The organism is Streptomyces niger (assembly GCF_000718305.1).
Classification (GTDB): domain Bacteria; phylum Actinomycetota; class Actinomycetes; order Streptomycetales; family Streptomycetaceae; genus Streptomyces; species Streptomyces niger.
The window spans coordinates 236,439-249,183 of sequence record NZ_JOFQ01000004.1; the positions used below are offsets into that span (position 1 = coordinate 236,439).

General features: G+C 74.6%; 13 protein-coding genes. 6 read left to right on the forward strand and 7 right to left on the reverse strand.

The features are described 5' to 3' along the window. Window positions 1-124 precede the first annotated feature (124 nt). Window positions 125-772 (forward strand): TetR family transcriptional regulator, encoded by a 648-nt coding sequence (locus IF20_RS09850; RefSeq protein ID WP_052864705.1) that lies wholly within the window; start codon window positions 125-127, stop codon window positions 770-772. Window positions 773-1,024: 252 nt separating this feature from the next. Here IF20_RS09850 and IF20_RS09855 read toward each other — a convergent pair whose 3' ends face one another. Beyond that, on the reverse strand, window positions 1,025-1,522 hold the full coding sequence (locus IF20_RS09855) for a nitroreductase family deazaflavin-dependent oxidoreductase (protein ID WP_052864706.1): 498 nt from the start codon (window positions 1,520-1,522) through the stop codon (window positions 1,025-1,027). Then, entirely contained in the window at window positions 1,522-2,733 is a 1,212-nt protein-coding gene (locus tag IF20_RS09860) for an acyl-CoA dehydrogenase family protein (RefSeq protein ID WP_052864707.1), read from the reverse strand. Before IF20_RS09860 ends, IF20_RS09855 begins: the two co-directional genes overlap by 1 nt. 134 nt (window positions 2,734-2,867) lie before the next feature. Here IF20_RS09860 and IF20_RS09865 point away from each other — a divergent pair, with 134 nt between their 5' ends. Both IF20_RS09865 and IF20_RS09870 read left to right on the forward strand, forming a co-directional pair. Then, window positions 2,868-4,058: a thiolase C-terminal domain-containing protein gene (locus IF20_RS09865; RefSeq protein WP_110944032.1), complete on the forward strand. Its 1,191-nt coding sequence runs from the start codon at window positions 2,868-2,870 to the stop codon at window positions 4,056-4,058. Window positions 4,059-4,206: 148 nt separating this feature from the next. Beyond that, on the forward strand, window positions 4,207-5,289 hold the full coding sequence (locus tag IF20_RS09870; protein WP_052864709.1) for an aldo/keto reductase: 1,083 nt from the start codon (window positions 4,207-4,209) through the stop codon (window positions 5,287-5,289). Between the two features lie 17 nt (window positions 5,290-5,306). Here the strand turns inward: IF20_RS09870 and IF20_RS09875 are convergent, their stop codons facing one another. Next, complete coding sequence (locus tag IF20_RS09875; RefSeq protein WP_052864710.1) at window positions 5,307-6,197, reverse strand: alpha/beta fold hydrolase; 891 nt, start codon at window positions 6,195-6,197, stop codon at window positions 5,307-5,309. A gap of 96 nt (window positions 6,198-6,293) precedes the next feature. Between IF20_RS09875 and IF20_RS09880 the strand changes: the two genes are divergently transcribed. Beyond that, window positions 6,294-6,974, forward strand: coding sequence for a pyridoxine/pyridoxamine 5'-phosphate oxidase (locus IF20_RS09880; protein WP_052864711.1), 681 nt, complete (start codon window positions 6,294-6,296; stop codon window positions 6,972-6,974). Between the two features lie 55 nt (window positions 6,975-7,029). Here IF20_RS09880 and IF20_RS09885 read toward each other — a convergent pair whose 3' ends face one another. Genes IF20_RS09885 through IF20_RS09895 form a run of 3 tightly spaced genes read right to left on the reverse strand, consistent with a single transcriptional unit; the run spans window position 7,030 to window position 8,483 of the window. Continuing rightward, a complete protein-coding gene (locus tag IF20_RS09885; protein WP_052864712.1) occupies window positions 7,030-7,518 on the reverse strand; it encodes a GNAT family N-acetyltransferase in 489 nt (162 codons plus the stop codon). A 39-nt stretch (window positions 7,519-7,557) separates the two neighbouring features. Beyond that, window positions 7,558-8,013, reverse strand: a complete 456-nt coding sequence (locus tag IF20_RS09890; RefSeq protein WP_052864713.1) for a Zn-ribbon domain-containing OB-fold protein — start codon at window positions 8,011-8,013, stop codon at window positions 7,558-7,560. 14 nt (window positions 8,014-8,027) lie between these two features. Next, on the reverse strand, window positions 8,028-8,483 hold the full coding sequence (locus IF20_RS09895; RefSeq protein ID WP_052864714.1) for a hypothetical protein: 456 nt from the start codon (window positions 8,481-8,483) through the stop codon (window positions 8,028-8,030). A 224-nt stretch (window positions 8,484-8,707) separates the two neighbouring features. On the opposite strand from IF20_RS09895, the gene IF20_RS09900 reads away from it, so the two are divergent. Further along, window positions 8,708-10,984, forward strand: a complete 2,277-nt coding sequence (locus IF20_RS09900; RefSeq protein WP_052864715.1) for an acetate--CoA ligase family protein — start codon at window positions 8,708-8,710, stop codon at window positions 10,982-10,984. Between the two features lie 94 nt (window positions 10,985-11,078). Then, window positions 11,079-11,948, forward strand: a complete 870-nt coding sequence (locus tag IF20_RS09905) for an enoyl-CoA hydratase/isomerase family protein (RefSeq protein WP_052864716.1) — start codon at window positions 11,079-11,081, stop codon at window positions 11,946-11,948. Between the two features lie 71 nt (window positions 11,949-12,019). Here the strand turns inward: IF20_RS09905 and IF20_RS09910 are convergent, their stop codons facing one another. After that, window positions 12,020-12,742, reverse strand: a complete 723-nt coding sequence (locus IF20_RS09910) for an anti-sigma factor (RefSeq protein WP_234426591.1) — start codon at window positions 12,740-12,742, stop codon at window positions 12,020-12,022. Between the last annotated feature and the right edge of the window lie 3 nt (window positions 12,743-12,745).

A 12,745-nucleotide genomic window follows, 5' to 3' on the forward strand; every position in this document is an offset into this window, starting at 1 on the left:
GCGACCGGTCCGAATTCGCGGCCCCGAAGTCATGCGGCAGAAGGCCCTTCGGGGCCCGATCCGCCGCGTCCCCATTTGCAGGCAGCCAAATCGCGCTCCGATCACCCCTCGGTAAGCTGACGGCATGACAGGACAAGTTCGAACCGTCGACGGCAGAGTCGCCGGCCGCCGCGGGCAGGCGACCCGGCAGAAGCTCCTCGACTGCCTCAGCGAGATGCTCAGTTCGTCCCCGTATCGGGACGTCAAGGTCATCGACGTCGCGCGCAAGGCGGGCACCTCACCCGCGACGTTCTACCAGTACTTCCCCGACGTCGAGGGGGCCGTCCTCGAGATCGCCGAGGAGATGGCCAAGGAGGGCGCGAGCCTGACCGAACTGGTCGCCGGGCGCTCCTGGGTCGGCAAGTCCGGCCGCCGGACGGCCGAGGAACTGGTCGAGGGCTTCCTCTCCTTCTGGCGCAAGCACGACGCGATCCTCCGCGTCGTCGACCTCGGCGCGGCGGAGGGGGACAAGCGGTTCTACAAGATCCGCATGAAGATCCTGAACGCCGTCACCAACTCCCTTACGGACTCCATCAAGGAGCTCCAGGCCAAGAACAAGGTGGACAAGGAGGTCAGCCCGGCGGCGATGGCCGGCTCGCTGGTCGCCATGCTCGCCGCGGTCGCCGGCCACCAGAAGGGCTTCACCAGTTGGGGCGTCAAGCAGGCCGAGCTCAAGCCGAACCTCGCGCTGCTCGTCCACCTCGGCGTCACGGGCAAGAAGCCCACCAAGTAACCGGGGCGCGGCGTGCGACCGCCGCCCCCGGTACGAGGCGACGGACAACCTCGGCACCTCCCACTGCCGCCGCGTCCCCGCCGGTCCGCCCTTCGTCCTGCCATACCTGCACACCGCATCGGGCACCGTCCGGACTCTCCCGTGAGCCGGCCGGTGCCCGACGCGTATCCGCGCGCGGTACGAAATGCGCAGGCGATTCCGTATCCGCCCGCCCGGCCGCCGTACCGCGTGGCTACGGCGGCCCGTACGGCCTCAGCGCCGGACGAGCCGGAACAGCCGGATCTCGCGCGTCACCCGTGACTGGTAAGCGGCGTACGGCGGCCAGAAGGCCAGCACCGCCCGCCAGGTCGCGGCCCGCTCCGGTCCGGTCAGCAGCACGGCCCGTACCGGGATGTCGCGCCCCCGCCAACTGATCTCGGCGTCCGGGTGCTTGAGGAGGTTCGCGGTCCAGGCCGGGTGTCCGGGGCGGCCGAAGTTGCTGCCGATCAGGATCCAGCCGCCGTCCGGCTCCGGCATGCAGGCCAGCGGGGTGCGCCGCGGCTGCCCGCTCCGCGCGCCGGTGGCGGTGAGCAGGACGCCCGGCAGCATCCGGGCGCTGAGCAGCACCTTTCCGCGGGTCAGCCGATGCACCGCACGGTCCAGGGCCGGCACCACGTGCGGCGCCGCCCTGGCGAACGCCCGGGTCGACGACATCTTCTGCATCAGCCGCACCCCGGCCCGCGCCGACCGCACCGTCCCTTCCGTACCCATCAGGCCGGCACCGCCTCTCCCATACGGTGCGCCGCGAACAGCCCGCCCACCTCAGCGGCGTGCGTGCGCAACCGGTGCGCCGGGCCGAACAGCAGCTCGTCGCCCGCCGCGCGCCGGGCGTACCGCTGCGCCGCGCGCTCTCCGAGGGAGCCGCCGCCGGCCCGCACCTGCACGGCCTCACCCGCCACGGCACGCAGCGCCTCCAGCGCCTGCGCCGGAGCGAGGCCGCACTCCCCGGGAGCGCCGCGTCCGTTGTCCGCCTCCCCGGCGGCGCTGTACACCGTCGCGCGCGCGGAGCGCACCGCGGCGTACAGGTCGGCGAGCCGGTGCCGCACGGCGAGGGAGCCGCCCTGTGCGCGGTCGGACCGACCGCGGACGTGCGCCGCTGCGCCGGCCAGTGCGGCGTCGGCCGCGCCCACGGCTTCGGCGGCCAGCGCGACGGCCGCTGTCGCGCCGGCCGCGGCCAGTGCGGCGGGCACGGCCGCGCCGCTCTCGTCGTCGCCCAGCAACGCGGCCGGGACGTCGCGCAGTTCGAGGCTGCCCTGCGGTCGGGTCTCGTCGAGCGCGGCGTACCGGGTCCGCCGCAGCCCCGGTACGCCGGCGCGTACGACGAAGAGCAGCGTGCGGCCGCGTGCGTACGCACCGGCACGCGCGGCCACGAGCAGCAGGTCGGCGCCGTACCCGTGCAGCACCTGATCGGCCTCCCCGTAGAGGCGCCATGCGCAGCGGCCGTCGGCCCGGGCCTGGATGCCGCCGGCGCGGCCACCGCCCGCCCAGTCGCCCGTATTGGGGCCGGTGAGCGCGAGCGCGGTGGCCAGCCGTGCGCCCGGCACGGCCAGCGTGCCGGTCAGCTCGCCGGCCGCGAAGGCGGGCAGCAGTTCGCTGCGCTGCGCCTCGCTGCCGAGGGCGAGGAGCAGCGGCGCGGCCAGCGCGGCCGTGGGCAGCAGGGGCGCGGGCAGCAGCACGCGGCCGGCCTCCTCGCAGGCGAGGGCCAGCGCGGCGGCCCCGCGCCCGGCGCCGCCGTACGCGGCCGGCAGGGCGAGGCCGGGGACCCCGAGCCGCCCGGCGAGGGTCCGCCACAGCCCCTCGTCGTGGCCCCGCGGCCCCTCCCCGGCGGCCCCGGGGCCGTCCGGGCCGTGGTGGTCCCGCAGCAGTGCGCGCAGGGCGCGGCGGCGGTCCTCGTCCTGCTCCTCGGTGAACGCGGCATCCATCGGCGGGCTCCTCCCAGCCGTACGGTGACACCCGTCTGACCTGACGGGCCGTCATGGTAAGGAGCGGCCGCACACTTTCCCAGCCCTGTGCACCGCCCTGCCCGACACGCGAAACCTGATGTACCGTCAGATTCATGACTCCAGGGACCGGGACTTCCGCACGTACCCGCAAGGTCGCCGTCGCCGGAGTGGCGCTGGCCGACTGCGGCCGCGTCGACGACGCCACCCCCTACGCCCTGCACGCCCAGGCCGCCCGCCGCGCCCTCGCCGACGCCGGACTGGACCGCTCGGCCGTCGACGGCTTCGCCTCCGCCGGGCTGGGCACCCTCGCCCCCATCGAGGTCGCGGAGTACCTCGGCCTGCGCCCCACGTGGGTCGACTCGACCTCCGTCGGCGGCGCCACGTGGGAGGTCATGGCCGCGCACGCCGCCGACGCGATCGCCGCCGGGCACGCCGACGCGGTGCTGCTGGTGTACGGCTCGACCGCCCGCGCCGACCTCAAGGCGCGGCGCCGCACCGCCGATCTCTCCTTCGGGGGCCGCGGACCGCTGCAGTTCGAAGTGCCCTACGGCCACACGCTGATCGCCAAGTACGCGATGGCCGCGCGCCGGCACATGCACCGGTACGGCACGACACCGGAACAGCTCGCCGAGGTCGCCGTACAGGCGCGCGCCAACGCGGCGACCAACCCGGACGCGATGTACCGGGAACCGATCACCACCGACGACGTGCTGTCCGGGCCGATGGTCGCCGATCCCTTCACCAAACTGCACTGCTGCATCCGCTCCGACGGCGGCTGCGCGGTCCTCCTCGTGGCCGAGGACCGGGTGCCGGACCTGGCCCGGCCGCCGGTCTGGGTCCTCGGCTCGGGCGCCTCCGTCTCGCACAGCGCGATGTCGGAGTGGGAGGACTTCACCGTCTCCCCGGCGGCCGTCTCGGGGCGGCTGGCCTTCGAGCGGGCGGGCGTGCGCCCGGAGGAGATCGACCTCGCCCAGATCTACGACGCCTTCACCTACATGACGCTGGTGACGCTGGAGGACCTCGGCTTCTGCGCGAAGGGCGAGGGCGGCGCGTTCGTGGAGAAAGGGCGCCTGCTCCGGGACGGCGCGCTGCCGACGAACACCGACGGCGGCGGGCTGGCCGCCTGCCACCCCGGGATGCGCGGCCTGTTCCTGCTGGTGGAGGCGGTACGGCAGCTGCGCGGCGAGGCGGGCGAAGGCCGCCAGGTACGCCGCGCGGGCGGCCGTCCGCCGCGGCTCGCGGTCGCCTCGGGCACCGGCGGCTGGTTCTGCTCGTCCGGGACGGTGGTGCTCGGGGCGGACTGACGACGGACCCGAGGGGCGGGGGCGGGACCGGCGGCGAACCGGGAGGCCGGAAAGCGTCGCATTCAGGCGCCGGGCGGCGCGTGCAGGTTGCGTTGGAGCGCGCTCCAGCTCGTAGCGTCCGGTCCACGACCCGATCCGAGGGGGAGCGATGCGCTACACACTGTTCGGCAGGACCGGTCTCCGGGTGAGCGAACTGAGCCTGGGCACCATGACGTTCGGCGAGGAGTGGGGCTGGGGTGCCACCGAGGACACCAGCCGCCGCCTCCTCGACGCGTACGCCGACGCGGGCGGCAACTTCATCGACACCGCGAACAACTACACCGACGGCAGCGCCGAGCGCATCGTCGGCGGGCTGCTCGCCGGGCGCCGGGACCGGTTCGTGCTGGCGAGCAAGTACACCTGCGCCACCCGCAAGGGCGATGTGAACGCGGGCGGCAGCCACCGCAAGAACCTCGTCCAGTCGGTGGAGGCGAGCCTGGAGCGGCTGCGGACCGACCGGCTGGACATCCTGTGGGTGCACGCGCGCGACAACTTCACCCCGGTCGAGGAGGTCATGCGGGCGCTGGACGACGTCGTGCGGGCCGGCAAGGTCCTGTACGTCGGGGTGTCCGACTGGCCCGCCTGGGAGATCGCGCAGGCCAACACCCTCGCCGAGCTGCGCGGCTGGACCGCCTTCGCCGGCTCGCAGCTGCGGTACAACCTGTTGGAGCGCACGCCGGAGCGCGAACTGCTCCCGCAGGCCCGCGCCTTCGACCTGGCCGTCCTCGCCTGGGCGCCGCTGGCCGCCGGCAAGCTCACGGGCAAGTACCACCGCGGCGAGTCCGGCCGGCTGGACACCCACGACTGGGGCAACCGCGCCGACCGCAACGGGGAAGGGGAAACCGACCACAACGAGGAAGCGGTCGTCTCCGCGGTCCTGGACATCGCCGAGCAGGGCGGCTGGAGCCCGGCGCAGGTCGCGCTGGCCTGGCTGCAACAGCGGCCCGGCACGATCATCCCGATCATCGGTGCCACGAAGGAGAGCCAGCTGCGGGACAACCTCGCCGCGGTCGACGTGGCGCTGGACGCCGACGCGGTGGCCCGGCTGGACGAGGCGAGCGCGGTGCCGCTCGGCTTCCCGCACCAGTTCCTGCGCGAGCCGGGGATCACCGAGACGGTGTACGGCGACCGCTGGGCCGACATCGACGACCGGCGCTCCACCCACCGCCGTACGGCGCACGAAGTCCGCTGACGCCGGACCGCGCGGCGTCATCCGCCGAGCAGCTCCTGGAGGATCGGGGCGGCGTGCGTCCACAACAGCATGCCGCCCGCGTCCGGGAGGACGTGGCGCCGTGCGGTGGGTATGCGACCCGCCAGGCGGGCGCCGTGGTCCGGCGAGTGGGTGGGCGCGGCGTCCAGCGCGCCGTACCAGAGGTCCACCGGCACCTTGATCACCGCCGGGTCGAAGGGCCAGTGGCTCATGGTCAGCAGCGTGTCCCGGGCGTACCCGGCCGGGCCCTGGGAGAAGCCCTCGGCCATCGCCTCCCGGAAGGCCGCGGCGAACGCGGGCTGCTCCAGGACCGCCCGGTCCCGCTCCCCGCCGGCCGCCACGACCAGCTCGTACAGCACCTCCGGGCTGCCGAACCCGGCGAACGACCGCTCGGCCGCCGCCGGGTCGACCGCGGCCCGGTCGACCAGGTACCGCACCTCCTCCGGCAGCAACCGGTCAAAAGCGGGCGCGGCCAGCTCGTCCGTACCGGAGACCACCGCGAGCCGGGTCAGTACGCCCGCCGCCGCGCAGGCCAGCGCGTACGGCGCGCCCTGCGAGAAACCGACGCCGCGCAGCCCGGCGAGCCCGCGGAGCGCGGCGAACTCCCGGACGTCCTCGGCCCAGCCGGTCAGCGTGCGTCCGGGTGACGGGTCGGAGGCGCCCAGCCCGGGGCGGTCCACGGAGATCAGCCGTACGCCGAGCCCGGCCACCGCCGCCGCGCCGAAACCGAGCCGCCGGGACGTGGCAGCGCCGGGGCACAGCAGCACCGGCACGCCGTCCTCGGGCCCCCACTCCGCCCAGGCCAGCCGCCGTCCGCCGGCCAGCCGGACGGCCCCGAGCCGGGCGGGCGCGGGCACGGCGACGGCCGCTCCGGTCTCGAACGCAGTCATGGCACCACCCTCGGCCGTCGGCACGGGCCGCCGCAACCGAATTGCCCGCGGGGTCACGAGGGACGCGGGCGGCTCCCCGGACGTACGCTGCCCGCCATGACCACCACGGACGACACCCCCGAGGCCCAGGCCTTCCGTGACCTGCTGCGCGGTCTGCGGGTCTGGACCGGCGAGCTGCCGGAGTTCGACCCGGACGCGGCCCCCGAGGCGCCGCTGCCGCTGTTCCGGCAGTGGCTGGGCGAGGCGGCCGCCGCGGGCGTACCCGAGCCGCACACGATGGCGCTGGCCACCGCGGACGCGGCGGGCGACCCGTCCGTCCGGATCGTGATGCTGCACGACGCCGACGAGAACGGCTGGCACTTCGCCTCGCACCGCGGCAGCCGCAAGGGCCGCGAGCTGGCCGCCCACCCGCGCGCCGCGCTGTGCTTCTACTGGCCGCTGGTCGCGCGCCAGGTGCGGGTCAGCGGCGCGGTCGTCGCCGCCACGCCCGAGGAGAGCGAGGCCGATCTGCACCGCCGCTCCCCGGGCGCGCTGGCCGCCGCGCTCGTGGGGCGGCAGAGCGAGGTCCTGGACTCGTACGCGGAGCTGGAACGGGCCGCGGCGGAGGCCTGGGAGCGGGCCCGGCGCGAACCGGACGCGGCCGTGCCGAGCTGGACGGCGTACGTGCTGCGCCCCGAGGAGGTGGAGTTCTTCCAGGGCGACGACCGCCGCCGGCACGTACGGCTGTGCTACCGGTGGTCGGCCGACGGGTGGCAGCGGGTCCTGCTGTGGCCGTGAGGCCGGTGCGGCCGCCGGGCCGGTGGCCGTGCGGCCGCCCGCGCGGCCGGGGCCGTCAGAACCGCTGGTACATGATGTGCAGCCCGACGTAGCCCTTCGTCGGGTGGTGGAAGGCCTCCGGCAGGGTCGTCATGATCTCGAAGCCCAGTGACCGCCACAGGGCCACGGCGCCCGTGTTGGTCTCCACGACGGCGTTGAACTGCATCGCTCGGTACCCCTCGGCGCGTGCCCAGCGGAGCGCGTACTCGCCCAGGGCCCGGCCGACCCCCTTGCCGCCGTGCGCCGGGTCGACCATGAAGCTCGCCCCGGCGACGTGCGAGGCCGGGCCCATGTGGTTGGGGTTCATCTTGGCCGAGCCCAGGACCGTGCCGTCCTCGTCGACCGCCACGACCGTACGGCCGGGTGGACCGAGCATCCACAGCGCACGGCCCGCCTCCTTGTCGAGGTCGCGCGGGTACGAATACGTCTCGCCGGCGGCCACGATCGCGTGGAAGAACGGCCACACGGCGTCCCAGTCCTCGGCGGTGGCTTCTCTGATCCGCATCCGCCCAGGGTGCCTCCTGGTGCTGCGTGCTGCCACTGGTTATCGGAGGGCGCCGCCGGACTCCGGCCGCCGGGGCGCGGGCCGGAAGACCGGGACGGCGGGCCCGCCCCCGCCGTCCGTGCGGAAGCAGACCCGCAGCTCCATGCCGATCCGCAGCTCCGCCTCGGGGCAGTCCACGACCTCGGTCATCATCCGCGGCCCTTCGGCGAGGTCCACGACGGCGGCCGTGTACGGCACGCGGCCGCCGAACGGCGGCAGGTCGTTCCGGTGCACCACGGACCAGGTGTACAGCGTGGCGCGGCCGCTCGCCGCCTCCCAGCTCACGTCCTCGCTCCAGCAGCGCGGGCAGAACTCCCGCGGGTAGTGGTGCGCCACGCCACAGCCGGCGGCCCGGCAGCGCCGGACCAGCAGCCGTCCGTCCGCCGCCGCGTCCCAGTACGGCCGGGTGAAGGCGTCGATCTCCGGCAGGTCGTACCGAGGAGCGGTACCGGTCATCGGAAGAGCCCCCTTCACAGGAAGAGTCCCAGCGCGGCGTCGAGCGACCAGGTCTGCCAGCCCATCGCGCCGAGGGCGACGAGCGAGATGAGGGCCATCATCGAGTTCTGGCCCTGCTCGGCCCAATCGTGGATCATCAGGACGAGGTAGAGCAGGTTGAGCAGCACCCCGGCGACCAGCGCGACCGGCGTGAGGAAGCCGAGGACGAGGCCGAGCCCCAGCGCGAGCTCGGCATGGACGACGACGTGCGCCATCACCTTCGGGCGGGGCCGTACGACCACGTCGAAGCCTTGGCGTACGGCGGCCCACCGGTGCCTGCCCGCCACGTCGGCGGCCCACGCGATGCCCGTACCCCGCTCGAACCAGGCCTTCTTGTCCTTGTGGCGCCAGCTCTCCAGCCACCACAGGCCCAGGCCGATACGGAGCACGGCGAGCCATTCAGCGCCGCCGAGCCAGATCGTCTGCTGCATCGCACCTCCCGCGGAGCCATTTTCCTGACGGGCCGTCAGGTAGCTCCAGTGGTGACAGTTCAGCGGAGCGGGAAGCGGTACGCAAGAGGCTCAACCGCGGGAGGGCGTGACGGAGCACGGTCGGTACCGGCATTCCCGACCGACCCATTCCTGACTGGCCGTCAGTTCGGTAACCTGACTGAGCGTCAGATGCGTGACGGCGGTCAGACGGGAGCGGCGAAGCGATGCTGGGATCCACTCATGGCACCCTCACCACGCACTCGCGGCCCGCCCGGGTCGTGGCCTGCGGCGGCACGACGCCGCAGGCCGTGCACGGGACGGCGGGCCCCCCGGGTGCCGGCGCCGGGGCCGGTACGGGCGCCGGCGGCGGCCCGGGCAGCGCCGGCGACCTGGACGTGAGCGGGCGCCCGCTCACCGCGGCCGTACCGGACCTGGACCGCTTCTTCCGGCCCGGCTCCGTGGCCGTCGTCGGCGCCTCGGACAGCGAGGGGCGGCCGCACACCGGCATCACCCGCCGGCTGGTCGACTGGGCCGAACGGGTCGGCACCCGCCTCCACCCGGTCAATCCGGGCCGCGCCACGGTCTTCGGACTGCCCTGTCACGCCTCCGTCTCCGACCTGCCGGAACAGGTCGATCTCGCCGTCCTGCTGGTCGCCGACCCGCTACCGGTCATCGAGGAACTGGCCGGCACCGGGACCACGTTCGCGGTCGCCTTCGCCTCCGGCTTCGCCGAGATCGGCGCGGACGGCGCGGCCGCCCAGGAACGGCTGGCCGCGGCCGCGGCCCGCTCGGGCATCCGGCTGCTCGGCCCGAACACCAACCTCAACGCGTTCGAGACGTTCCGCGAGGACCTGGACGGGCCGGCGATCGCGCTGATCACCCAGTCCGGGCACCAGGGCCGCCCCGTCTTCGCCCTGCAGGAACTCGGCATCCGTCTCTCCCACTGGGCCCCCACCGGCAACGAGGCCGACCTGGAGACCGCGGACTTCCTCTCCTACTTCGCCTCCCGACCGGAGGTCGGCGCCATCGCCGCATACGTGGAAGGGTTCAAGGACGGCCGCAGCTTCCTGCTCGCCGCCGACCACGCGGCCCGCAAGAAGGTCCCGGTGGTCGCCGTCAAGGTCGGCCGCACCGAGGCCGGCGCCCGCACCGCCGCCTCGCACACCGGCAAGCTCACCGGTGCCGATGAGGTGGTGGACGCGGCGATGCGGCAGTTCGGCGTGGTCCGCGTGGACGGCCTGGACGAGCTGCAGGACACCGCCGCGCTGCTCGCCAGGGCCCGGCCGCCGGCCGCCGAAGGGGTCGCCGTCTATTCGATATCGGGCGGCACCGGCGCGCACTTCGCCGACCTGGCGACCGCGGCGGGGCTGTGCCTGCCCACGCTCGGCGAGGAGAAGCAGCGGGAGCTGCACCAGTGGATCCCGGACCACCTCGGCGTCGCCAACCCGATCGACAACGGCGGCCACCCGGTCGGCGACCTGCGCGGCCGGAAGATCATCGACGCGATCCTCGCCGACCCCTCCGTCGGCGTACTCATCTGCCCGATCACCGGCCCCTTCCCGCCGATGAGCGACAAGCTCGCGCAGGACCTGGTGGACGCGGCGGAGCAGACGGACAAGCTGGTGTGCGTGGTGTGGGGCTCGCCCGTCGGCACCGAGGACGCCTACCGGCGCACCCTGCTCGGCTCCTCCCGCGTCGCCACCTTCCGCACCTTCGCGAACTGCATCACGGCCGTCCGCGCCCACCTGGAGCACCACCGCTTCGCCGCCTCCTACCGCTCCCCCTTCGAGGACGCGCCGCGCATCCCCTCGCCGTCCGCACGGAAGGCGCAGACGCTGCTGCGCCCGGGCGAGCAGCTCAGCGAGCACGCGGGGAAGCAGCTGCTGCGCGCCTACGGGATCCGCGTGCCCCGCGAGCAGTTGGTGACCAGTGCGGCGGGGGCCGTCCGGGCGGCGGCGCAGATCGGCTACCCCGTCGTCATGAAGGCCTCCGGCCCGCGGCTGGCCCACAAGAGCGAGCTGGGCCTGGTCCGGATCGGGCTGACCTCGGCCAGTCAGGTACGGGACGCCTACCGCGAGCTGGCGGACATCGCGCGCCACGAAGACCTGCCGCTGGACGGCGTGCTGGTGTGCCAGCTGGTCGAGCCGGGGGTGGAGATGGTCGTCGGGGTGACGCCGGACCCGCTCTTCGGGCCGACCGTGACCGTCGGGCTGGGCGGCGTGCTCGTCGAGGTCCTGCGGGACACGGCGGTGGCGGTGCCGCCCTTCGGCGAGGACCAGGCGCGCGCGGCGCTCGGCCGGCTGCGGGGCGCCGCGCTGCTGGAAGGGGTCAGGGGGGCGGCGCCGGCCGACACCGACGCGCTGGTCGAGGTCATGCTGCGGGTCCAGCGGATGGCGCTGGAGCTGGGCGACGGACTGGCCGAGCTCGACATCAACCCGCTGGTCGTCCTGCCGAAGGGGCAGGGCGCCGTGGCGCTCGACGCGCTCGCCTTCTGCCACTGAACGCCGCACACCCGCGCCCGCCGTACGCCATCGCTCACTCAGCCGCGTCCGCCCTCGCGAGTCCGCCCGCACTCGAAACCGGAGCTGCCCGACCATGACGACCTCCCCCGACGGTCCCGGTGGGACCTCCGATTCCTTGATACTCCGCACCACTGACAACGGCGTGCTGTGGATCACCCTCAACCGCCCGCAGGCGTTGCACGCCCTCACCGCCGACCAGCGGGAACGCCTCGTCGCACGGCTCGCGGAAGCCTCCGCCGACCCGGCCGTGCGAGCCGTGGTGATCACCGCCACCGGTCGGGCGTTCTGCGCGGGCGCCGACCTCCGCGGCGGAGGCGGCAGCGGTAAGGGTCCGAACGGCGGTGAGACGGGACCGAACGGGACCGGCACCGGTGAGCGGGTCGCGGGCGACGTGGCGCGGATGATCCGGCAGGGCGCGCAGCGCCTGATCGCCGCGGTCATGGACTGCGAGAAGCCGGTCGTGGCGGCGGTGAACGGCACCGCCGCCGGCCTCGGCGCGCACCTGGCGCTCGCCTGCGACCTGGTCCTCGCGGCCGAATCCGCGGTGTTCATCGAGGTGTTCGCGCGCCGTGGACTGGTGCCCGACGGCGGCGGCGCGTACCTGCTGCCCCGGCTGATCGGGCCGCAGCGGGCCAAGGAGCTGATGTTCTTCGGCGACGCGGTACCGGCCGCCGAGGCCGAACGGATCGGCCTGGTCAACCGGGTCGTGCCGGACGGCGACCTGGCGACGGCAGCGGGCGCCTGGGCGGACCGGCTGGCGGCCGGCCCGACGCGCGCCTTCGCCCTGACCAAGCAGCTGGTCAACGCCTCTATGGAGGCCGATCGCGCCACGGCCTTCGCCGCCGAGGCCACCGCTCAGGAGATCAACATGACGACGGCGGACGCGCAGGAGGGGGTGGCGGCCTTCGTGGCGCGCCGCTCCCCCGTGTACCGCGGCCGCTGACCCCGCCCTTCAGTGCCCTTCAGTGCCCTTCAGTGAGCCGTGCGCCTTCATGTGCCGCACCGGGCCCGCGCCTACGTCTGGTCGGTGGGGCAGAGCGGCACCTGCTGGACGTCGCGGGTGTGGACGGCCGGCAGCCAGCCCTCGGCGCCCTCCACGGACGTCACCCGGTACCAACGGTGGGAGGCCGCGCCGGTCCTGTCCCGCACGAGGCGGCCGTCGGTGATGACGCACTCCGTGGCCAGTCGATCGCCGTTCCAGACCCGGCCCGCCGCGTTGCCCGGTGCGGAGTACGCCTGGTGCGGGTCGCGCGCCAGGCGGAGCGCGCACCGGTCGGTGCGCGCCTTCTCGCACGTCGGGTCGCTGTGGTGGACCGTGACCGCCAGCCCCGTGCCGGGCCCCGGCGGCGCCGGGCGCTCGCCGCCCGTACCCACCAGCCGCCACACCCCGAAGCCCAGCGCCAGCGCCGCGACGACGAACAGCGTGGTCATCAGTTGCGGACGCCTGCGCAGGTACGACAGGGGGCTGCGCGGCGCCCCCGGAGCGGGCGCGGATTCGGCGATGCGGGCCCACAGCCCGGGAGGTGGCTGGATTTCCTCGTCGGCGGCGCGGAGACGCTCGCGCAATATCGTTTCAGCAGCCCGCCGCCCGCGGCCGTTCCGATACCCGCTCCGGTGGCTCCGCCGCCCGCCGCCGGGGCCGCCCCGGTCATTGCCCGGGCCCATGGGCCCGTCCCCCGGGTCCGCCGGGCCGTTGCCGGGGTCCACGTGCGTGTTGCCCGTGTCGTTCCGCTCCACGAT